Source organism: Bordetella muralis (assembly GCF_054781015.1).
In genome coordinates this window covers 1-21,560 of sequence record NZ_BAAGVF010000005.1, presented here as the reverse complement: position 1 = coordinate 21,560, position 21,560 = coordinate 1, and the positions used below count along the sequence as shown (strand labels likewise).

Sequence of the window (21,560 nt, the reverse complement as noted above, 5' to 3'; positions counted from 1 at the left end):
CTTTCTTTCTATAGATACGCGCACGAGCCCATGCAGGAACGTTACAGCCCCACCGCCGTCGAAGCAGCCGCCCACCAAGACTGGCAGGCCCGCGACGCTTACCGTGTCACCGAGCACGCCCAGAACGCCGACGGCTCCGAAAAGCCAAAGTTCTACGCGTGTTCCATGCTGCCGTACCCCAGCGGCAAGCTTCACATGGGTCACGTCCGCAACTACACCATCAACGACATGATGGCGCGCCAGCTGCGCATGCGCGGTTACAACGTACTGATGCCGATGGGCTGGGACGCATTCGGCATGCCCGCCGAAAACGCCGCCATCAAGTCCAAAGTTCCGCCGGCCAAATGGACCTACGACAACATCGCTTACATGAAAAAGCAGATGAAATCGATGGGTCTGGCGATCGACTGGTCGCGCGAAATGTGCGCCTGCGACCCCAAATACTACAAATGGAACCAATGGCTGTTCCTGAAGATGCTCGAAAAAGGCATCGCCTATCGCAAGACGCAGGTCGTCAACTGGGATCCGGTCGATCAGACCGTGCTGGCCAACGAACAAGTCATTGACGGACGCGGCTGGCGCTCGGGCGCCCTCGTGGAAAAACGCGAGATCCCCGGCTACTACCTGCGCATCACCGACTACGCCGACGAGCTGCTGGAACAAGTCCGCTCCGGCCTGCCCGGCTGGCCGGAGCGCGTGCGGATCATGCAGGAAAACTGGATCGGCAAATCCGAGGGCCTGCGCTTTGCGTTCCCGCACCAGATCGCCGGCACGGACGGCCAACTCATCCAGGATGGCAAGCTGTACGTCTTTACCACGCGTGCCGACACCATCATGGGCGTCACGTTCTGCGCCGTTGCGCCTGAACACCCGTTGGCCACACACGCTGCGCAATCCAATCCAGAGCTCGCCGCGTTTATCGAACAATGCAAGCTCGGCGGCACGACCGAAGCTGAAATCGCCACCCGCGAAAAATCCGGGATGCCTACGGGCTTGACCGTCACTCACCCTCTGACAGGCGAGCAAGTTGACGTCTGGGTAGGCAACTACGTGCTCATGAGCTACGGCGACGGCGCAGTCATGGGCGTGCCCGCACACGACGAGCGCGATTTCGCCTTTGCTCAGAAATACCAATTGCCCATCAAGCAAGTCGTCGCGCTGGAGGGCAAGACCTATTCCACCGATGCCTGGCAAGAATGGTACGGCGACAAACAAAGCGGCCGTACCGTCAATTCCGGCAAATATGATGGCCTGACCTTCCGCGAAGCCGTGGACGCGATTGCGGCCGACCTGACGGCCCAGGACCTCGGTGAAAAACAAACCACCTGGCGCCTGCGCGACTGGGGAATTTCGCGCCAGCGTTACTGGGGCACCCCCATCCCCATCATCCACTGCCCCGACTGCGGTCCGGTCCCCGTGCCCGAAAAAGACCTGCCAGTCGTTCTGCCCGATGATCTGATTCCCGACGGCAGCGGCAACCCGCTGGCCAAAAACGAGGCATTTCTGTCGTGCTCGTGCCCCAGCTGCGGCAAGCCCGCGCGGCGCGAAACCGACACGATGGACACCTTTGTGGACTCGTCGTGGTATTTCATGCGCTACACCTCGCCGGGCAACGACGAGGCCATGGTCGACACCCGCAACGATTACTGGATGCCCATGGACCAGTACATCGGCGGCATCGAACACGCCGTGCTGCACCTGTTATACGCCCGGTTCTGGACGCGCGTCATGCGCGACATGGGCCTGCTGAACTTTGACGAGCCCTTCACCAAGCTGCTGTGCCAGGGCATGGTGTTGAACCACATCTACTCGCGTAAAAACGCCCAGGGCGGCATCGAGTATTTCTGGCCCGAAGAAGTCGAAAATCAGTACGACGCCAAGGGCGCCATCATCGGCGCCAAGCTCAAGGCCGACGGTTCCGACGTGCAGTATGGCGGCGTGGGCACCATGTCCAAGTCGAAAAACAACGGCGTGGATCCGCAGGCGCTCATCGATACCCTGGGCGCCGATACCGCGCGCCTGTTTGTCATGTTCGCCAGCCCGCCCGAGCAAACGCTGGAGTGGTCTGATTCTGGTGTAGACGGCTCGAATCGATTCTTGCGCCGCCTGTGGGCGCTGTGCCATGGCCAACACGAGGCCATTGCCCGCGGCCTGGCTGCCGGCAGCGATTGGACGCAAGCCCCCGCCCCCGTCAAGGATCTGCGCCGCGAGGTCTACAGCCTGCTCAAGCAAGCCGACTACGATTACCAGCGTATCCAATACAACACGGTGGTGTCTGCCTGCATGAAAATGCTCAACGCCATCGACAGCGCCAAGCTCCCCGACGGAACCCATGCCGATGCCGCTCGCGCCGAAACCATCGGCATCCTGCTGCGCGTGCTGTATCCGGTCGTACCGCACATCACGTGGCATCTGTGGCGTGATCTGGGTTACGCAGCTCCGCTGGGCGATCTGCTGGATGCGCCTTGGCCGCACGTCGACGAGGCCGCGCTGGTAGCCGACGAGATCGAGCTCATGCTGCAAGTCAATGGCAAACTGCGTGGCTCGATCCGCGTCGCCGCACAGGCCTCGAAAGCAGAAATCGAACAACTCGCCGCCAGTCAGGAGGAAGTCTCCCGCTTCCTCGAAGGCCGCCCGCCCAAGCGCGTGATTGTCGTGCCGGGCAAGCTCGTCAACGTCGTTGGTTAAGAGGTCACGCATGCACTTTGCTCCGCCCCGTCTGCAACATTTCCGCTCACGCTGGTGGCTGCGCGCGGCCAGCCTGGCGACCGTCATGCTGCTGGCGGCGTGCGGCTTCGCCATGCGTGGCGTAACGCCATTGCCGTTCAGCACGCTTTATGTCGGCATTCCCGAAAACACGCGCTTCGGTGCCGACGTCCGGCGGGCAGTACGCGCAGCATCACCGAACACGCGCCTGGTAGAGCAAACCAAAGAAGCGGACGCCGTGTTGCAAGTGGTCGACAATAGCCGCTCACTGCGCGAGGTATCGCTCAATGCACAAGGCCGTGTCGAGGAATACGAACTCGGCATCAACTTCACATTTCGCCTGATCACCAATAAGGGTGTGGCCATCCTGCCCGACACCACGCTCTCGATCTATCGCGAAATGCCGTACGACGATCAAGTCGTCCAGGCCAAAGAAGCGCAAATGGAGACCCTGTACCAATCCATGCAGCAAGCCCTGGTCAGCCGCTTGCTCCGACGCTTGACGGCGCCAGACGTACATAATGCGTACGAGGCCGCCCAGCGTGGCGAAAGCGATCCCGAATCGCCGGTCTACGATCCGAATGCCGTGCCGTCCGACAATCGACCGGAAACATGGCAAACACCTGGAACGCCCGGCACGGGCACGTGGTGACGCATGGGGCAGTCGCTAGACGCTGACCGATTGGCAGAGCATCTGCAACGCGCCGGGCAGCGCCTGGCGCCGCTGTACACCATATCTGGCGACGAACCTCTGCTCGTCATAGAAGCCACTGACGCCCTGCGAGCCGCTGCACGCCAGGCCGGGTACACCGATCGCACGTCCATGATCATGGATGCGCGCAGTGACTGGAGCGCGGTTTTCGCCGCAACACAAAGCGTCTCGCTCTTTGGTGACAAGCGCATTCTGGAAATCAAGCTTCCCACCGGCAAACCTGGAAAAACTGGCGCGGACACACTGACGAAACTGGCGACGCAAGCCGCAGCGCAACCCGATCACGACACTCTGATCGTCGTGGCCCTACCCCGCCTGGACAAGGCGACGCGCGAGTCCAAGTGGGTCCAGGCGCTGGCGCAGAGCGGCATGATGATAGACATCGCCTCGATCGAACGCAGCCGCCTGCCCGCCTGGGTCGGCGCCCGCCTGGCGCGCCAGAACCAGCGTGCCGACGCCGCCACAATGCAATGGATGGCTGACAAAGTCGAAGGCAACCTCCTGGCCGCCCACCAGGAAATCCAGAAACTGGGCCTGCTCTATCCAGAGGGCCAATTGGCCGCTGAGGACGTCGAACGTGCCGTGCTCAACGTCGCCCGTTACGATGTTTTCGGCCTGCGCGATGCCATGCTGGCGGGCGACGCACCGCGCACCATCCGCATGCTGGAGGGCCTGCGCGCCGAAGGCGAGGCCCTGCCCTTGGTCCTGTGGGCCGTTGGCGACGAGATCCGCCTGCTGGCACGAGTTGCCGAAGCCCGCGCCACGGGCCAGGACGCCGGCGCACTGATGCGCCGGCTGAGGATATTTGGCGCTCACGAGAAACTGGCCCTGCAAGCCCTGGGCCGCATCCCCGCCAAAGCCTGGCCGGCGGCGGTCCAGCATGCGCACGAGGTAGACCGGCTGATCAAGGGCCTGACCGTCCCCGGACGCCTCGCAGACGCGTGGGAAGAAATGACCCGACTGGCGCTGCGCGTCGCGGCCGCCGGCAGCCGTGCCCGATGACGGTCAGGTCTTGCGGCTCGCGGCCCAGGCTGCTGCATGCTGTGCCGTCCAGCCGCCACACCGCGCTGCCGCTCCCTGCGGTTGCACTCTCCCATAGCGGCCTGGCGCCGTGCACTGGTGGACCTGGTGCCGCGCAGCGGCGGCCCTCCCTTCACTGCCGCCCAGCACGATACACTTAGGGCTATCTGCCGGTGCATGCTGCACCGTCTTCCGAATCATGCCAGACACTCTCATGTCCTCTTCCGATATCGATAACGCCATGCAGGCCTTGGGCGAAAACGCCCGGCGCGCCTCGCGGGCCATGATGCGTGCCAGTGGCGCGGCCAAGAACCAGGCGCTGCTCGCCATGGCCGACGCGCTCCTGGAAAATCGCGCTCCCCTGAAGGCCGCCAACGCCAAAGACCTCGCGGCCGCACGCGCCAACGGCCTGGAGCCCGCACTGCTCGACCGCCTGACCCTATCGGACAACGCCATCGGCAAAATGGCAGAAGGCTTGCGTCAGATCGCCAATCTGCCAGACCCAATTGGCAGCACCACGGCAGGCACCGTCCGCCCCAATGGCATGCGCGTAGCTCAAATGCGCGTGCCGCTGGGCGTGATCGGCATCATTTACGAATCGCGCCCCAACGTCACCATCGATGCGGCGGCGCTGTGCCTGAAATCCGGCAATGCCACCATCCTGCGCGGTGGCAGCGAAGCCTTTCATTCCAATGTCGCGCTCGGACAGATCGTACAAACCGGCCTGCAAGCCGCCAATCTGCCCCCCGAAGCCGTCCAGGTCGTCGGCACGACCGACCGCGCCGCCGTGGGCAAGCTCATCACCATGACGGAGCACATCGACGTCATCGTTCCCCGAGGCGGCAAAGGCCTGATCGCCCGGCTGGCGCGCGAAGCCCGCGTGCCCTTGATCAAACATCTGGACGGCAATTGCCACGTCTACATCGATGCCGCCGCCGATCCACAAAAGGCCCACACCATTGCCTTTAACGCCAAGACCTATCGCTACGGCATTTGCGGCGCCATGGAGACTCTGCTGATCGACGCCGGCGCCGCCATCTCGATCCTGCCGCGCCTGGCGACCGCGTTTACCGCACACGGCGTCGAGCTGCGTGGCTGCCCTCGCACATGCGAGATCGTGCCCGCCGCCAAGCCCGCCACCGACGAAGACTGGGCCACTGAATACCTGGGCCCGATTCTGGCCGTGCGCATCGTCGACTCGCTGGACCAGGCCATCGAACACATCGCTCGCTGGGGTTCCGGACATACCGACGCCATCGTGACCGAAGACCTCTCGGCCGCCCAGCGCTTTCAACGCGAGGTCGACTCCAGCTCAGTCTATGTCAATCTGCCCACCTGTTTCGCAGACGGGTTCGAATATGGCCTGGGCGCTGAAATCGGCATATCGACCAACCGGCTGCACGCACGCGGCCCTGTCGGCCTCGAAGGCCTGACCACCCTGAAATGGGTACTTAGCGGCGAAGGACAGACACGCGGGTAGCTCCCGCCTCACCGCCCAGCACGCCTAGCCATCCATTACTGCATTACTGCACTGCATCTCATGTCCACTCCCGTTCTCGCCTACGCATTCAGTCTCGTCACGTTGTGCTTCCTTGTCTGCTCGATCTGCGGCGTTTTGCTGTTCTTTATACAAACGGACAGAATCAACGCGACGTTGAAACATCCCTTGCTGAAGCACGGATCGTTTCGGCAATTCCCATTGGTCATCAAGACCTCCATCTTGCAGGACTATTTCTTTCGCCTGGCCTTTCCGGGATTCAATTTCGGCCTGTTTGCCCACGCCAACAAGCAACTCAGCCACGTTGAGCCCAAACGCGTGCCGTTCAGTGTAAAAGTCCCCATCGTAGGCTTCTGGGTGTCGTGCTGGGTGGGCCTTGCCGCCATGATCGCAGTCTGGGTTATCCTGTTCCTGTATCGTTGATCTGCATATCGCGGCCGGTTCGCCGGTCATCGCAAACCGGCTTGTCTTCCTGGCTTTACGACCATGTCCGACACCACGCTCATCATTGATCATAACGAGCCGCAAGGCCGCTTCCAAACCCGCGTCGACGGCCACGCCTGCGTCCTGGATTATCAGTTGCGCGACAACACCATGATCATCCAGCACACCGGTGTCCCCAGTGCCGTCGGCGGCCGGGGCATCGCAGCGGCACTGACTCGCCATGCCCTGGACACGGCTCGCCAACGCGGCTGGCGCGTCCTGCCCTTGTGTTCCTATGCCGTAGCCTATATTGCCCGGCACCCCGACTATCAGGATCTGGTGGCCTGAACGATGCCCGCTTGTCCGTGCGAAAGCGGCCTGGCCTATGCGCGTTGCTGCGAGCGATGGCATCGCGGCCCGCAACGCCTGCTCGCCCCTGATGCCCTCGCCTTGATGCGCTCGCGCTACAGCGCCTTTGTGCTGGACGACTTGCCATACCTGCTGGACACCTGGCACCCCGACACACGTCCCGCTCAACTAGAGCGCAACCCCTCCGATCTGAAATGGCTAGGCTTGCAGATCAAGCAACACCACCAGCCAGACGCCGATCACGCCACAGTCGAATTCGTGGCTCGCTGCCGTCAGGCCGGCCGTGCGACGCGCCTGCACGAACTCAGTCGATTTCTGCGCGTTGGCGGACATTGGCTCTATGTGGACGGCGAACATCGCTGATTGGCCTACACTAGGCATGGTTTGATACCGGGCGTTTGCCACGGCCAGAGACCCGGCGCGCTGCCCCCGGGCAGCACCGCCTTCCGGCTGACAAAAATGTCAGCGTATCGTCAGCGCGATGACCTACGGGCCTGCGTAAACTGATTCCCTGCTGTACGAGCCATTTTTCCCCTGGTACAAAAGCCACATTCCACCATGCGAGTACTTGTCGTCGAGGACGAAGCGAAAACGTCTTCCTACATTCTGCGAGGACTGACCGAACTCGGCTATACCGTCGATGTCGCCGACACGGGTGTCGATGGGCTGCATCTGGCACTCGAGTTCGACTATGACGCCATCGTCCTGGACCTGATGCTCCCTGGCCTGGATGGCTATGGGGTGCTGACTCAGTTACGCCGCCAGAAATCCACGCCCGTCATCATGCTATCGGCTCGCGGCGCCGTCGACGACCGCGTGACCGGATTGCGCAAAGGCGCCGACGACTATCTGCCCAAACCCTTTTCGTTCACAGAGCTGGTAGCCCGCCTGCAAGCCCAGACGCGACGCCGCACCGAGGGCCACGAGGTCACCACGCTGCAAATCGACAATCTGACGATCGATCTCCTCGCGCGTAAAGTCACCCGTGCAGGCCAGCGCCTGGATCTCACCGCCAAAGAGTTTTCGCTGCTCAGCCTGCTCGCCCGCCATCAGGGGGAAGTCCTCTCCAAACTCATGATCGCCGAGCAGATCTGGGACATGAATTTCGATAGCGACATCAACGTCGTCGAAGTCGCCGTCAAACGCCTGCGCGCCAAGGTCGATGCCCCCTATGGCCGCAAATTGCTGCACACCGTTCGCGGCATGGGCTACGTACTCGAAAACCGGCATAGCGATCAATCGGACGACGCCGCATGATACGGCCCAGACGCAGCCTGCCCATTGCATGGCGATTGGCGACGATGTTCGCCATCACCGCCGCAGTGGTCTTTTCCGGCGTGGCTTTTTTTCTGTACTGCGTACTGACCGACTCCGTACGCGAACAGGTGCGCGGTGAGCTTGAATATCACCATACGTTGCTGGATCCCTACATCCACTCGCGCGCTACCGAACCCGAATGGGAGACCGTACGCCGCAAACTCGACGGTTTTTCCCAAGAAGGTGCGCGGGTTCGTTACTGGATACGCTCCTCGGACGAGCGCTTTGCATACGGCGCCCCCTTGTTGCTCGAGGACGGCTGGAAAATGCCCGACGAACCGTTCGGATTCATCAAAGTCCGCGAGCCGTCCAACATCTGGGCAACGTTGAGCCGCATCATTCCCGCCTCCGGTGACCGGCCCGAAGTGGAATTCATCGTCGCACTCGACTGCTCGGCCTACATCCACACCAAAGAAAAATTCACCCGGGTCATGAGCATCGCCTCAGCCCTGGGCATCTTGCTGGTCGCCATACTGGGATACTGGATCGCAAAACTGGGCCTAAGCCCCGTGCGCCGGCTCAGCCGGCAGGCCAACCGCCTGCCGCCCAATAATCCGCGGCAGCGGCTGGACGTCGTCGGCCTGCCACCGGAAATCCGCGAGCTCGCCGTGTCGTTCAATAACGCGCTCGAACGCCGCGAGGCCGCGTGGTTGCAGCTTGAGGGATTCAACGCCGACGTCGCCCACGAACTGCGTACACCGCTGACCAATCTCATAGGTCAGACGCAAGTCGCCCTTGTCCGCGAACGTGATCTCGGCGCACTTCAAGACCTGCTCGAATCCAATCTGGAAGAGCTCGAGCGAATGAGCAGCATCGTCAACGACATGCTGTTCCTATCCAGCGCCGAGAACGGACATCGTGCCGCGGAACTCAGCGATATCTCACTGTTGACCGAGTCTCGTAAAACCGTGGAATACGTCGAGGACACCTTCTTCGAGCGCGATCTCACTGTCCGCGTCGATGGCGATGCGCACATACACGCCGACAAACGCCTGTTCCATCGCGCACTGGCCAACCTGCTCTCGAACAGCGTGCGCTATGCGTATGCCGGCACCGAAGTCGTTGTCGCCATTGAAATGCGCGGCGACTATGCATGGGTTTCCGTTTCCAATCACGGCGACCCGATCCCGCCTGAACAACAGGCTCGTCTATTCGAACGCTTTTACCGTGGCGATGCCGCACGCACCCATAGCGGCGTCCATCACGGCCTCGGTCTATCCATCGTGCGTGCCATCGCTTCCATGCATGGCGGGTCTGTCTGTATCCGTAGCGAACACGGCATCAACACCTTCGGCTTTTCCCTGTTGAAGTCCGTTTAATTCCCGCAGTTCCGCCCCGCCACGCTGGCGGCTTATTGTCCTGAAGCTTACAAACTCATGAACAATCCACACCAGCATAGTACGGACTCTCTCGCGCTCTCCGGTAATGTTCGTCATGCGGGGCCGAAGCCCACCCAAGACGCTCATCACATCGAGGCAAAGCCTGCGGCTCTGCTCTCGGTCTTCGACGCCGTCGTCATTCTCGTAGGCTTGGTCATCGGCATCGGTATTTTCAGGACACCATCCATCGTCGCGGCGAATGTCGACTCTGAATGGGCATTCATCATGGTCTGGGTGGCGGGTGGCGTGGTCACGCTGATCGGCGCGCTGTGTTATGCCGAACTCTCTGCGGCGCATCCTCATGCAGGAGGTGAATATCACTTTCTCTCGCGCGCTTATGGACGTCCTGTCGCCATGCTGTTCGGCTGGGCACGAGGCACCGTCATCCAGACTGGCGCTATCGCAGGCGTCGCTTTCATGTTGGGCGATTATGTTGCTCAACTATTTCCGTTAGGTCCCTATGGCCCGGCACTCTACGCCGCCCTCTCGGTCATCCTGTTCACGGGTATCAACATCATCGGCACGGCGCAAAGCAAAACGCTGCAGGTCGTCGTGACGCTCGTCGAGGTGGGCGCTCTCGCTGCCGTCATTCTCTTTGGACTATTCGGCACGCCGGCGGAGGTCGCTGCATCCACAACACCCATCCCACCCGACACCGCCGCGATAGGGCTGGCGATGATTTTTGTACTGCTCACTTTTGGCGGCTGGAACGAGGCGTCCTATCTGACCGGCGAACTCAAAGACGCGCCGCGCAACATCGCGAAAGTCCTCGTCACAGGCACACTCATTCTGATTCTCCTGTATGTGCTGGCCAATCTCGCCCTCGTTTCCATTCTGGGCCTGGACGGTTTACGCGCCTCGGATGCCGTGGCCTCCGACATGATGCGGCAAGTCGCCGGCCCCACGGGCGAAACCATCGTCACGCTGGCCATTATCGTCGCCGCCATATCCACGCTGAACGCCACCATCTTTACCGGAGCCCGCGTCTTTTATGCCATGGCACAAGACCTCTCGGTCATGCATTGGATGGGCGTCTGGGACGGCCGCGGCAAAACACCCGCCAACGGGCAATTGGTGCAAGGCGCCATCGCACTGGCCCTGATAGGCATGGGCGCCATTACCCGCGATGGCTTCAAAGCCATGGTGGACTACACCGCACCGGTGTTCTGGGGATTCCTGCTTTTGATCGGGCTCGCCGTATTCGTGCTGCGTTGGCGGCACCCTGAACGCCAACTGCCCTACCGCGTCCCGCTCTATCCGCTCACGCCGATCGTGTTCTGCCTGACGTGCCTGTACATGCTGCACGCGAGCATTCTGCACACTGGTGCTGCGGCCTGGATCGGACTGGCCGTACTGGCCGCAGGCACTCCGCTCTTGTTGCTCAGAAACAAAGCTGTAGACCCCGTCGCCACCGCCCAACCGCGGGACGATGCCGCCCTCTGACTTGCCCTCTCAACAAGGAGAACGTCAATGCAAACGCTGCAAAAATCCCTAGTATCTGCCGTGCTGTGCGCCATGGCCTGGCATGCCAGCGTAGCCGCTCAAACGACGGCCGACAAGGCCTCGACCTACGAGCCCACCGTAGGTCAATCGGGTAAAGACGTGGTGTGGGTGCCCACTCCTCAAGCACTCGTCGACCGCATGCTGGAAATGGCCGAGCTCACCCCCAAAGACCGCCTGGTCGATCTGGGCTCGGGCGATGGCCGCACCGTCATCACCGCCGCCAAACGTGGCGCTACGGCACGCGGCATCGAATTCAATCCCGACATGGTAGCCCTGGCGCAACGCGCGGCAAAAGCCGAGGGCGTCGCAGACAAAGCGACATTCGAACAAGCGGATATTTTCAAATCGGATTTCTCCGAAGCCACCGTACTGACCTTGTTCCTGCTGCCCAGCCTGAACGAACGTCTACGCCCCATCATCCTGGAGATGAAACCCGGCACACGAGTCGTCTCGAACTCATTCACCATGGGCGACTGGCAACCCGACGAATCCGCGCAAGTCAGCGAAAACTGCACCGCTTACTGCAACGCCCACAAATGGATCGTTCCCGCCAAAGTCGCTGGCACCTGGAAACTCGGCGACAAAGAGCTGGTGCTGGAACAAACCTATCAAATGCTCAACGGATCACTACGCGACGGGGATAACGTCACGCCGATCACCGATGCTAGGCTCGAGGGAGAGACGATTCAATTTACGGCGGGAGATCAGCAATACACCGGTCGAGTGTCAGGCAAACGCATGAGTGGCAACACACAAGACAATGCCCCATGGCAAGCGTCGTTGAGTACGCTATAGATTGCCCCGGCACTGGTCGCACATATCTGGTCTGTCAAACATTTCCGCTCGAAGGAGCCCTCCCGGTAGCAGGCGGAACCGGCCTCACGCGATTCCCACCGGGGCCACGGGCTCAGTCTGCTCCATCAAGTCGTGCAATTGAGCAGCCAGGGCGACATGACCGTGCGCCGCCGCGTACTCCACGGCGGTGCGACCTAAATTATCCGTGGCATGGATATCCGCCCCTGCCTGTATCAATCTGACTGCGACTTGAGTGTTCCCGACTCGGGCAGCGGCCATCACGCCGTTTTCTCCCTCGTGGTTTGCGGCATGGATATCCGCATGAGTACAGATCAATGCCCCTACGATCCTTTGCGGCCGCAAACGCATATCCGCGGCCAGAGCGTCCCAAACGCAGGCGCTGTCATAGTCGTGCGGCTTTGGCAAGGCCTGTATCGCGGCATTCCGGTCAAATCTGCTGGCAAGAATCAATGCCGTGTCTCCCGCCAGATTTGCAACGTTGACCGCGGCATGGGCTGCTATCAACGCGTGCACCGCACGCTCGCGCCCATGTGCAGCGCCAATGAGAAGCGCCGTGTCCCCCGCGTAATTGGTTGCGTTGACCTTGGCACCCGCTTGTACCAACGCCGTGATCATCTTTTTCGTGCCGTAACGCGCCGCCACCATCAGAGGGCTGTTCCCTTCGCCGTCGGTGGCATTCACGCCCACATTGGCAGCTATTAAAGCGTTCATGACACGATCGCTGCTATAGCGGGCGGCTGCCGATAACAGGGTGAATTCAGGCGGCTCCACGTTATCCACCCACGCCCCCTTCTTTAGCAGCAAATCGACGACGTCAGGCTTATTCAGGCAGACGGCGAGCATCAACACCGAGTATTGCTGGCTGGTAACGGCATTAATATTCGCCCCAGCCTCGATCAACGCCAGCACAGCGTCCCTATGGCCGCCTTTGATAGCAAGGATCAACGGCGTCACGTCGGTGGACGCAGGCGCGCTCGTCCCAGCACGAGTCGCGCGGACATCGACATCCAGCTTGCCCGTACGCAACAGCGCCTCGATTGCCTCACGATTACCATCGGCCGCCGCCACATGCAACAGCGTTTCGCCTTCGTCATTGCACTGCGTGAGGTCCATATCGGCATGCATAGAGAGGACATACTCGAATGTCTCGACGTCGGCATGCTGCAGCACATCGAACAGCTTGTCCATCGACAACGGCAGTCTGTCACCGGCTTGGGCAGCAGCACCCGTACCGACGAGATATGACCAAGCGGCACTAATAGCGGAGAGCGAAGAGGAAATCATGGAGGCACTTCCTGAACAGGAAATTAGAGGGCCCCGGCATGTCCACCAGCGTAGCCACCCAGGTTTCTATGTTCGTGAGTGCCTTTCGTCTCGCATTGGTTCCATCCAACCTTGCCGTCAAGGTAACAACGATGGCTCCGTATCCAATTAGTGCCATTGCAGCGGCAAAGCGAAAAGTGGGGGGTATACCCTGATTCAGTCCAACACACTCAAGAGATCTTCGGCGGCTCCTCGATCCCCTGCAAGAACATCGTCACAAAACTGTCCATGATCTCTGTCGCCGTCTTTTCGCCATCGGGGCGATACCAACGAGACAACTGATTCAGCGATGACAGCAGAAATTTGCTGGCCAAACTGACGTTGGTGTCGGGTCGAAATACCCCCGTCGCAATGCCATCGCGAATCGCTGCTTTCAACAGCTCCTCATAAGCGTCGCGCCACTTCAGCACCAGGGCTCGGGTTTCCTCGTTCTCGGCGGACCAAAAAAGTTGCGAGCCGGACACCCAGCTATCGTGGGACTGCTCGTAGTACTGAATCGACGCTCTCATGAAACCATACAAGCGCTGCGCCGCGCCACTTTCCGCAGAGGGCATCCGGTCACGCACATACTCGAACAATACCTGCATGCCGCTGGCAACCAGGTTTCGATACAGCGTCTCTTTATCCGGAAAATGGTGATAGAGCGCCGACTTCGACACCCCGACCTCGGCCGCGATCATGTTCAACGACGTACCGCGATAACCGTGGCGGGCAAACAACCGGCGGGCAACGTCAATGATCTGATTATTACGTTCGGGCTCACGTGTGGTCATAGCTGACGATCTGTCCTGGAAAACACGAAATGGATGATACGGGAATTCAATGACTTGAATTTCTGAAGAAACGATCTATCATATCCGAACTTACCGACCGGTCGGTCAGTTCGCGTAATACCTAGCAGCATACGCCTAAAGCACAAGTTTTTCTCAGATAAAACAAGTAGATAGGTGGAGACAACATGAATAGCAATGTCCGCGTTCCGCTGACTTTGTGGTTGATGCTCGCAGTATTCACGGCCATGCCACAGGCCCAGGCAGCAGACGCTTTTCCGCAGCGCCCGATCCATTTGATTGTTCCTTTTGCGCCGGGCGGCGGCGCCGACAACAACGCCCGCCAAATCGCCGAGCCTTGGTCCAGGGCGCTGGGCCAGACGATCGTGATTGAAAACAAGCCCGGAGCAGGCGGCACCGTCGGTGCGAGCTACGTCGCCCACGCGACCGCCGATGGCTACACCCTGCTCTACACCACTCCCGGGCAACAGATGACCGCGCCCTATCTGTTAAAGGATTTATCCTATCGGCCTTTTGACGATCTCGTCTCTGTCGGCAAAGTCACCGAGGGCGCAAACGTCCTGGTGGTGTCCAAAGATTTGCCCGTCCGCGACGTAAAGTCGTTGATCGACTACGCCCGTGCGCACCCCGGCAAGCTGGGGTTTGCTAGCTCGGGGGTCGGCTCCAGCAGCCACTTGGCGGGTGAACTCTTCAAGAAAGAAGCGGCCGTCGATATCTTTCACGTTCCCTACCGAGGCACGGGGCCGGCACGCACTGATGTCCTGGGCGGACGAGTACCGATGACGATAGACACGCTCAGCGTCTATCTGCCCGATATCCGATCAGGCGCTGTACGCGCTCTGGGCGTGTCCACCTTGGCACGCAATCCCACTGCCCCCGACATCCCGGCCATTTCGGAGACCCTGCACGGGTTTGAGGCCTACCCCATCAACTACATCACGGCCCCTGCCGGCACGCCTGAAGCCATCATCAAAAAGCTCAACACCACGCTGAACCAGGCATTGCGCGACCCCGCGTTGCGCGCGAACTTGATCGCCGTGGGCACGACACCGCAAGGCAGTACCCCCGAACAGATGGATGCTCTGGTCCGTTCGGAAAGCAAGAAATGGAAAGCCCTCATTGAAAGCGCCAATATAAAAATCGAATAGGCGCCACCCCTCAAGCAGGACGGAGACAAACCATGAAAAAACTGCTGCATCTATGTGCCGCTATCTTTAGTGCATCCGCAATCACGGCAACGGCCGCCGCGGCCCAGGACTATCCCGATCAACCGGTAACGATCATCGTTCCATATGCTCCGGGCGGCGTCACCGATGTCTATGGCCGCGTCATCGCGGACTATCTGGGACGCCAATGGAAAGTGCCGGTCATCGTCAAGAACGAAGCGGGAGGCGGCACCATGATCGGCACCTCGGCTGCGGCGCGGGCCGCCCCCGACGGCAACACGATTCTACTGACGAGCTATGCGTACACATCCAACCCCATCTTGCGCACAGATCTTTCGTACGACCAGAATGCATTGCGCCCGGTGATGCTATTGGGCAATAGCCGCAACATGCTGGTGGTATCGGCCCGCAGCGATCTGCATACGCTGGCCGATGTCGTCGCCAAAGCAAAGAAATCCCCGGGAAACTTACGATTGGCCTCGTCGGGGATTGCGTCCAGCCCGCATATTGCCGCTGAACTATGGGCCCGCGAAGTCGGTGTTCAGATTACGCACGTACCTTATCGCGGCACGTCACCGGCAATGAATGATGTCTTTGCCGGAGAAGTCGACGGGATTTTCGATGGCCCGTCGGCCATGCCCAACGTCAAGGCGGGCAAGCTCAGGGCAATTGCCATCGCCAGCGAAAACCCGCATCCCTTTGCCCCCGGTGTTCCTACCTTCCGGGAGTTGGGTATCGATTTGGTCTTTGGCAGCTGGTTCGGATTTCTCGTCCCGAAAGACACGCCTGATGCGATCGTCGACAAGATCAATGCCGACCTGCGCCGCGCCGTAGAAGACCCCACCGTGAAAGCCGCCATCGACAAAACGGGGCTGCTGTTATCCGCCGGATCACCCCAACAATTTTCCGATTTCCTGAACTACGAATCGGAACGTCTGCAAAAACTCGCCAAGACGAGCGCCGACCTGCGCCTGCAATAACGCCTGTCGGCAACACGAATGCCGTACTGACCCTGAACGAGGAGTAAAGCATGACCTATGAATGCCTGGAAGTCGAACGCGACGGTCACGTTGCCATCGTGTATTTGAACCGCCCGCCCGTCAATGCACAGAATGCGCAGATGCGTGCGGAAATCGTGGAGGTCTTCGATAGCTTCAACGATGATGATAATGTCCGCTGCGTCGTATTGGCCAGCAAGACAGCCGTGTTCTCCGCCGGTGCGGACGTATCGGAAAGGCCGGCGATCAAACAAAAGGGCCCTGGCGCCTACTGGCGGCACAACCGCCTGGTGCGTGAATCGTCGCTGGCGATACAAGAATGCAACAAGCCCGTGATTGCCGCCGTCAATGGCCCTGCACTGGGCGCTGGCTTTGGCTTGATGACCTCGTGCGACATCTGGGTCGCGTCCAACAATGCCTACGTCTCCATGCCGGAAATCAACGTTGGACTGGCCGGCGGCACTGCGCTGCTGCAGCGCGTATTCGGCAAATCGCGCGCACGCCGCATGTTCTTTACCGGCATGAAAGTCTCGGCCGACGAGCTCTATCGCTTGGGGTTGATCGAGGCCAGCCTGCCCCCGGAAGAACTCATGCCTTACGTCATGGCACTCGCACAGGAGATCGCCAGCAAAGCACCCATCGCCTTGCGCTACGCCAAGGAGGCCTCGCAGGTCACCTCGTCCATGCCACCGCGGGAAGGTTACCGCTTCGAACAAAACATCACCGTCGCACTATCAAAAACCGAAGACGCCAACGAAGCACAACGCGCGTTTCTGGAAAAGCGTACTCCCGTCTACAAAGGCCGTTGATATGCCACCAGAGCTGAATTCCCGATATTTCTCGCTCTTGTCCGACGGTCATCGCGAAAGCGGGCAAGACGCCGCTTTCCGTGCAGAACTGCGCCAATTCGCTCAGGCTCACTGCCCCGACGAGATCCGGCAAATCGTCGCGTCCGGCGAAAAAATCACACGCCCTGTCTACAGCAAATGGCAAGCGATTCTCTATCAGCGCGGCTGGGCTGCGCCAAACTGGCCCGTCGAGTATGGCGGTACGGGCTGGAGCCTGCGTCAACGCATGATCTTTGAAGAGGTCATGGCCGACCTGGACTGCCCGCCGCTGTATCACCATGGCCTGGGCCACATTGGCCCTGTCATCATGCAGTTCGGCACCGACGCGCAGAAGTCGTATTTCCTGCCGCGCATTCTGGACACCACCGACTGGTGGTGCCAAGGCTATTCCGAACCTGGCTCGGGCTCGGATCTCGCCTCGTTGAGCACACCGGCGGTACGTGATGGCGATCACTACGTCATCAATGGCCAAAAGATCTGGACGTCGCATGCCCACGAAGCGGACCGTATTTATCTATTGGCCCGCACATCGCGCGAGGCTAAAAAACAAGAAGGCATTTCGCTTTTCCTGATCGACATGAATACGCCTGGCATCACCGTGCGACCAATACGCACGATAGACGGCTGGCATCATGTCAACGAGACCTTTCTGGACAATGTCCGTGTTCCTGCGGACAGGCTCCTCGGCACAGAGGGTCAAGGATGGGCCTGCGCCAAATATCTGTTGGAGCGCGAGCGGCTACCGCCGGCCAGTGTTTCGCAATTGATACGACAATGGCGACGCGTGGCGCGCCTGCTCGCAGAGCACCAAGCTAAACAGCCTCTGCGCGATTTCTCCTCGCTCGAGCATCAAATGGCCATGCTGTCGGCGCAGATAAAAGGCGCACGCGAAATGTTGGCCTCGGCTATTGATGCCATGATGCGCCGCGAACCGCTAGGCGCCAAACCTTCCGCATTGAAACAGGCATGCAGCGCCGTTGCGCAATCGTTGACGAAAATCGCCTTGCTCGTCGCTGGACCCATCGGTGCACAACAGCTCGTGCGTAATGACGAAGCATCAACAACCGACGGACTATGGGTGCAAAACTACCTGTTTTCACGATCCAAAACGATCGCAGGAGGCACGACCGAGATCCAGCTGAACGTCATCGCAAAATCGTTGTTTGGAGCATGAGATATGCCGTTTGAACCGAACACATTGTTCCCGGGATTGTTATCGGAAAGCGCTACCCGCGTCGCGCAGGACGCTGCCAATCATCCTGGCGGCCACCCTGCTGCCGCGCTCATCAGTGAAATGGGATGGAACGCGGTACTCATTCCAGAGGCACAAGGCGGCGCCGGCGGCGATCTTCAAGACCTGGCGGCGATCATCGAGGGCCTCGCGACGCATGCTGTTAACCTCCCCGTCGTGACGCGATGCGGCGTGATACCTGCCATATTGAGCGCATTGCCCAAACAGCCTTCTGTCCAGACCATGCAAACCGGTATCGCCGAAGGCGCTTTGGTCGTTGAACTAGGAGGGCCGCTTCATCCCGGCGATCCGACTCCCGCTCTATCAGCGAGCAAAGGCAAAGACAGCTGGCTGCTATCGGGAACAACCACCGGCATCGAGCTGACAGATGATTGCACCCATGTGCTATTGATCGGCCGAGATGCCATCGACAACAAAGCCATTCTGATATGCGTCGCCACAGAGCACTTGAGCTGCAGCAACACCGTCTATCGCACGATGGATGACCGCCAGATTGCCGTCTTTGATCTGGATAAGTTTCCCGTGCGTGACGATGATATTCTCGCCAGCGGCGCAGCCGCAGCACACTCCATCCATGCGGGGTGGCGCATCGCAGCCGCGGCCACGGCCACCGACTCGGTATGCAGCATGGGCAGCGCCCTGAGCCGCACCATTTCGTATTTGCTGGAGCGCAAACAGTTCGGCCATGCGCTTGCCGATTTCCAGGCGCTGCGCCATGACGTGGCTCGGCTATATGTCACCTACGAACTTTGCCGTAGCTTGCTGCAAGCCACCCTGAGAACCTTGGAACAAACGCAAGCAAACGACGCTGATACGTCAGCGCTAGATCTGCTGGGTCTGTACATAGGGCAGGAAGCCATTCGATTTGCGGAAACGGTTATCCAGCTGCACGGCGGTATGGGCATGACCCGGGAAATGCCGGCTGCACAACTGGCGACTCGGCTATTGGCCAACGCATTGCGCTATGGAGACCCGCTGACTTACGAGCAGAAAATTCATCATCTGCGGTCTGCCGAGCACAACTCTTTTTCCCATGGTGTAAATACCCAGGTCTCTTGAGGCGACAGATGACTGCGATCGCACATCCTTTGCAATGTTTCTTTGATCCGACATCCGTCGCCATCATCGGCGCTTCGTCGGACCCCGATAAGCTCGGCGGGCGACCGATTCGTTTCCTGCGCGAGGCTGGCTATGAAGGAAAAATCTTTCCCATCAACCCGCGATACGACACGATCCAGGGCCTGAAAGCCTATCCCGCACTGAACGATGTCCCCGATGCGATAGATCACGCCATGATCATTGTTCCTGCGACGGGCGCGTACGACGCTCTGCAGGCCTGTATCGACAAAGGGATACGTCACGTACAAATCCTCAGTTCGGGCTTTGCCGAAGACGGTCCCAACGGGAAAGTGCTGCAGGATGCGCTGGTTGCCTTGGCAGCCAGACACGGCGTGCGGCTGCTGGGCCCCAACTGCCTGGGCATCGTCAGCACCAGCAACCGCTTCTATGCCACGTTTTCCACGGCCCTGGAAGCCCTCTCCCCTCAACCCGGCGGCATTAGTTTTGCGACGCAAAGCGGCGCATTTGGCTCGTGCGCCTATGCTCAGGCTATCCAGCGAAACCTGGGTATCTCACGCATTGTCGCCACCGGCAACGAGGCGGATGTCGACGTTGCTCAGTGCATCGATTTTCTGGCTTCCGATCCCGCCACACACATTATCTGCGCTGCGATCGAAGGATGCAGAGACGGCGCTATGCTCCGCCAAGCCTTGTTAAAGGCCGCCGCTGCCAACAAGCCGGTCATCTTAATGAAGGTAGGCACCTCGTCTCGCGGACAGCTTGCGGCAGCCACTCACACGGGCGCGGTCGCAGGCAATGATCGCATCTTTGACGCAGTCATACGCGAGTGCGGCGCATATAGGGCGAACACCATCGAACAAATGCTGGATATCGCCTACCTGTGTACCCATCTGCCTCTGCCCACGAACCCTCAGGCCGGCATCCTGACCGTCTCGGGCGGTATCGGCGTACTCATGACTGATGATGCGGAACGTCATGGCATTGATATTCCGTCTATCCCGCCAGCGCTACAAGACCGTATACACGGACTCGTTCCGTTTGCCATCGGCGACAACCCGCTGGACACCACAGCGCAAGTCAGCACAGTCAAGCAAGGCGTCCCGGGGCTGGCCGAGATGCTTCTGCAGGACACCGATTGGTCCATTCTGTGTATTTATCTGGCGCAGATTCCCTGCGACGAACGTCGTTTTCCCGACATGCTCGAATCGCTGGGGAAATTGCGCCGCGACTATCCAGACAAACTCATCGTTCTGGTCGGGCCGCACAGCGAAAAAATGCGTGCAGAGATAGAAGCCCGCCATTTGGTTATCTTTGCAGACCCCGGGCGTGCCATGGCCGCATTGGGAGGGTTGGCTGCATTGGTGGAACGTCGGCGTCATCTGGTTCGTCATCAGGAAATAGATCGCGTCCCTCTCGTTGCTGCCCCTGTTATCGGTACGCAACTTGATGAAGCCCAAGCAAAGCATATCCTCGCGCAATACGGATTGCCTATGCTGCGCGAAACGTTGTGCACGACTGCCGAACAAGCCGTGCAGGCCGCCAACACGATCGGCTATCCTGTCGTCGCAAAGATCGTATCGCCGGACATTCTGCATAAAACCGAGATGGGCGGTGTCCTGCTGGAGCTGCCGGATGATCAATCCGTCCGGGATGCCTATGCCACTCTGCAACAGCGCGCCGCAAGCGTGCCGGGCAATCCGCACATCTCCGGCGTATTGATTTCCCCGATGAGCAAAGGCGGCACCGAAACCATACTGGGAGTGCATGTAGATCCCTGGTTCGGCCCCATGGTGATGTTTGGCCTGGGCGGCGTGTCAGTTGAGCTCTTCAAAGACGTCGCGTTCGCCAGCGCACCGCTCACGACGCAACGAGCCCTCGCGCTGATCCAGTCTGTACAGTCGTACAAACTGTTGAACGGCTGGCGCGGAAAGCCCCCACTCGATATCCCAGTACTGGCGAACGCCTTGGTCGCGCTGTCCCACCTGGCCAATGACTGGCGGGTCGTTCTATCGGGGATAGACATCAACCCCTTCATCCTGAGGCAGGATGGCGCCGTTTGCCTAGATGCCTTGATCACACTGAAATCGGCAATCAGATAAGTCTGCCGGGCGGAACCGTTTATAAAGGATTAGCCACTACCAGGACGTTTGGGACGACTGCACCGAAACGCGAGATGCTCGTTTTCAGGTGTTTCCTGGCAGCTGCAAACTCATATAGGTTCCGCCTTTTATCTGATAGGCCCAGCCCGATATCGGGCCTGGATCAAGTCGTTGTGGGGCCGGGACGCTGACTGAATTACAGAAGATGCGGGACGCAGGGATTATTTATTTGGTCGCGCAAAGACGAAGGCACAAAGACA

19 protein-coding genes are annotated in these 21,560 nt (G+C 59.9%); 17 read left to right on the top strand and 2 right to left on the bottom strand.

Annotated features, from left to right (window positions below):
- The first annotated feature begins 30 nt into the window (after positions 1–30).
- From leuS to ACYVIT_RS10105, 11 genes are all read left to right on the top strand, one after another.
- Complete coding sequence (leuS, locus tag ACYVIT_RS10155; protein ID WP_415808492.1) at positions 31–2,688, top strand: leucine--tRNA ligase; 2,658 nt, start codon at positions 31–33, stop codon at positions 2,686–2,688.
- A gap of 10 nt (positions 2,689–2,698) precedes the next feature.
- Positions 2,699–3,358, top strand: a complete 660-nt coding sequence (locus ACYVIT_RS10150) for an LPS-assembly lipoprotein LptE (RefSeq protein WP_415808493.1) — start codon at positions 2,699–2,701, stop codon at positions 3,356–3,358.
- A 3-nt stretch (positions 3,359–3,361) separates the two neighbouring features.
- A complete protein-coding gene (holA, locus tag ACYVIT_RS10145; protein ID WP_415808494.1) occupies positions 3,362–4,420 on the top strand; it encodes a DNA polymerase III subunit delta in 1,059 nt (352 codons plus the stop codon).
- 232 nt (positions 4,421–4,652) lie between these two features.
- Positions 4,653–5,918, top strand: coding sequence for a glutamate-5-semialdehyde dehydrogenase (locus ACYVIT_RS10140; RefSeq protein WP_415808495.1), 1,266 nt, complete (start codon positions 4,653–4,655; stop codon positions 5,916–5,918).
- A gap of 60 nt (positions 5,919–5,978) precedes the next feature.
- Positions 5,979–6,359, top strand: a complete 381-nt coding sequence (locus ACYVIT_RS10135; RefSeq protein WP_415808496.1) for a hypothetical protein — start codon at positions 5,979–5,981, stop codon at positions 6,357–6,359.
- Between the two features lie 63 nt (positions 6,360–6,422).
- Positions 6,423–6,707 (top strand): GNAT family N-acetyltransferase, encoded by a 285-nt coding sequence (locus ACYVIT_RS10130; RefSeq protein ID WP_415808497.1) that lies wholly within the window; start codon positions 6,423–6,425, stop codon positions 6,705–6,707.
- A 3-nt stretch (positions 6,708–6,710) separates the two neighbouring features.
- On the top strand, positions 6,711–7,091 hold the full coding sequence (locus tag ACYVIT_RS10125; protein ID WP_415808498.1) for a YchJ family protein: 381 nt from the start codon (positions 6,711–6,713) through the stop codon (positions 7,089–7,091).
- A 195-nt stretch (positions 7,092–7,286) separates the two neighbouring features.
- Positions 7,287–7,985 carry a heavy metal response regulator transcription factor gene (locus tag ACYVIT_RS10120; RefSeq protein ID WP_094822316.1) on the top strand — a complete coding sequence of 233 codons (699 nt, stop codon included), beginning with the start codon at positions 7,287–7,289 and terminating at the stop codon, positions 7,983–7,985.
- Positions 7,982–9,364 (top strand): heavy metal sensor histidine kinase, encoded by a 1,383-nt coding sequence (locus ACYVIT_RS10115; protein WP_415808499.1) that lies wholly within the window; start codon positions 7,982–7,984, stop codon positions 9,362–9,364. The genes ACYVIT_RS10120 and ACYVIT_RS10115 overlap by 4 nt, the downstream gene beginning before the upstream one ends.
- A gap of 57 nt (positions 9,365–9,421) precedes the next feature.
- Positions 9,422–10,867, top strand: a complete 1,446-nt coding sequence (locus ACYVIT_RS10110; RefSeq protein ID WP_415808500.1) for an APC family permease — start codon at positions 9,422–9,424, stop codon at positions 10,865–10,867.
- A 27-nt stretch (positions 10,868–10,894) separates the two neighbouring features.
- A complete protein-coding gene (locus tag ACYVIT_RS10105; RefSeq protein ID WP_415808501.1) occupies positions 10,895–11,722 on the top strand; it encodes an SAM-dependent methyltransferase in 828 nt (275 codons plus the stop codon).
- Between the two features lie 84 nt (positions 11,723–11,806).
- Here ACYVIT_RS10105 and ACYVIT_RS10100 read toward each other — a convergent pair whose 3' ends face one another.
- Positions 11,807–13,027 (bottom strand): ankyrin repeat domain-containing protein, encoded by a 1,221-nt coding sequence (locus tag ACYVIT_RS10100; RefSeq protein ID WP_415808502.1) that lies wholly within the window; start codon positions 13,025–13,027, stop codon positions 11,807–11,809.
- A 209-nt stretch (positions 13,028–13,236) separates the two neighbouring features.
- Entirely contained in the window at positions 13,237–13,839 is a 603-nt protein-coding gene (locus ACYVIT_RS10095) for a TetR/AcrR family transcriptional regulator (RefSeq protein WP_415808503.1), read from the bottom strand.
- Between the two features lie 185 nt (positions 13,840–14,024).
- On the opposite strand from ACYVIT_RS10095, the gene ACYVIT_RS10090 reads away from it, so the two are divergent.
- From ACYVIT_RS10090 to ACYVIT_RS10065, 6 genes are read left to right on the top strand one after another with little or no spacing between them, the layout of a single operon-like run.
- Positions 14,025–15,005, top strand: a complete 981-nt coding sequence (locus ACYVIT_RS10090) for a Bug family tripartite tricarboxylate transporter substrate binding protein (RefSeq protein WP_415808504.1) — start codon at positions 14,025–14,027, stop codon at positions 15,003–15,005.
- Positions 15,006–15,037: 32 nt separating this feature from the next.
- On the top strand, positions 15,038–16,003 hold the full coding sequence (locus ACYVIT_RS10085; RefSeq protein ID WP_415808505.1) for a Bug family tripartite tricarboxylate transporter substrate binding protein: 966 nt from the start codon (positions 15,038–15,040) through the stop codon (positions 16,001–16,003).
- 50 nt (positions 16,004–16,053) lie between these two features.
- Positions 16,054–16,830 (top strand): enoyl-CoA hydratase/isomerase family protein, encoded by a 777-nt coding sequence (locus tag ACYVIT_RS10080; protein ID WP_415808506.1) that lies wholly within the window; start codon positions 16,054–16,056, stop codon positions 16,828–16,830.
- Between the two features lies 1 nt (position 16,831).
- Positions 16,832–18,043 (top strand): acyl-CoA dehydrogenase family protein, encoded by a 1,212-nt coding sequence (locus ACYVIT_RS10075; protein ID WP_415808507.1) that lies wholly within the window; start codon positions 16,832–16,834, stop codon positions 18,041–18,043.
- 3 nt (positions 18,044–18,046) lie between these two features.
- Positions 18,047–19,180, top strand: coding sequence for an acyl-CoA dehydrogenase family protein (locus ACYVIT_RS10070; RefSeq protein ID WP_415808508.1), 1,134 nt, complete (start codon positions 18,047–18,049; stop codon positions 19,178–19,180).
- 8 nt (positions 19,181–19,188) lie between these two features.
- Positions 19,189–21,300: an acetate--CoA ligase family protein gene (locus ACYVIT_RS10065; protein ID WP_415808510.1), complete on the top strand. Its 2,112-nt coding sequence runs from the start codon at positions 19,189–19,191 to the stop codon at positions 21,298–21,300.
- Positions 21,301–21,560 lie beyond the last annotated feature (260 nt).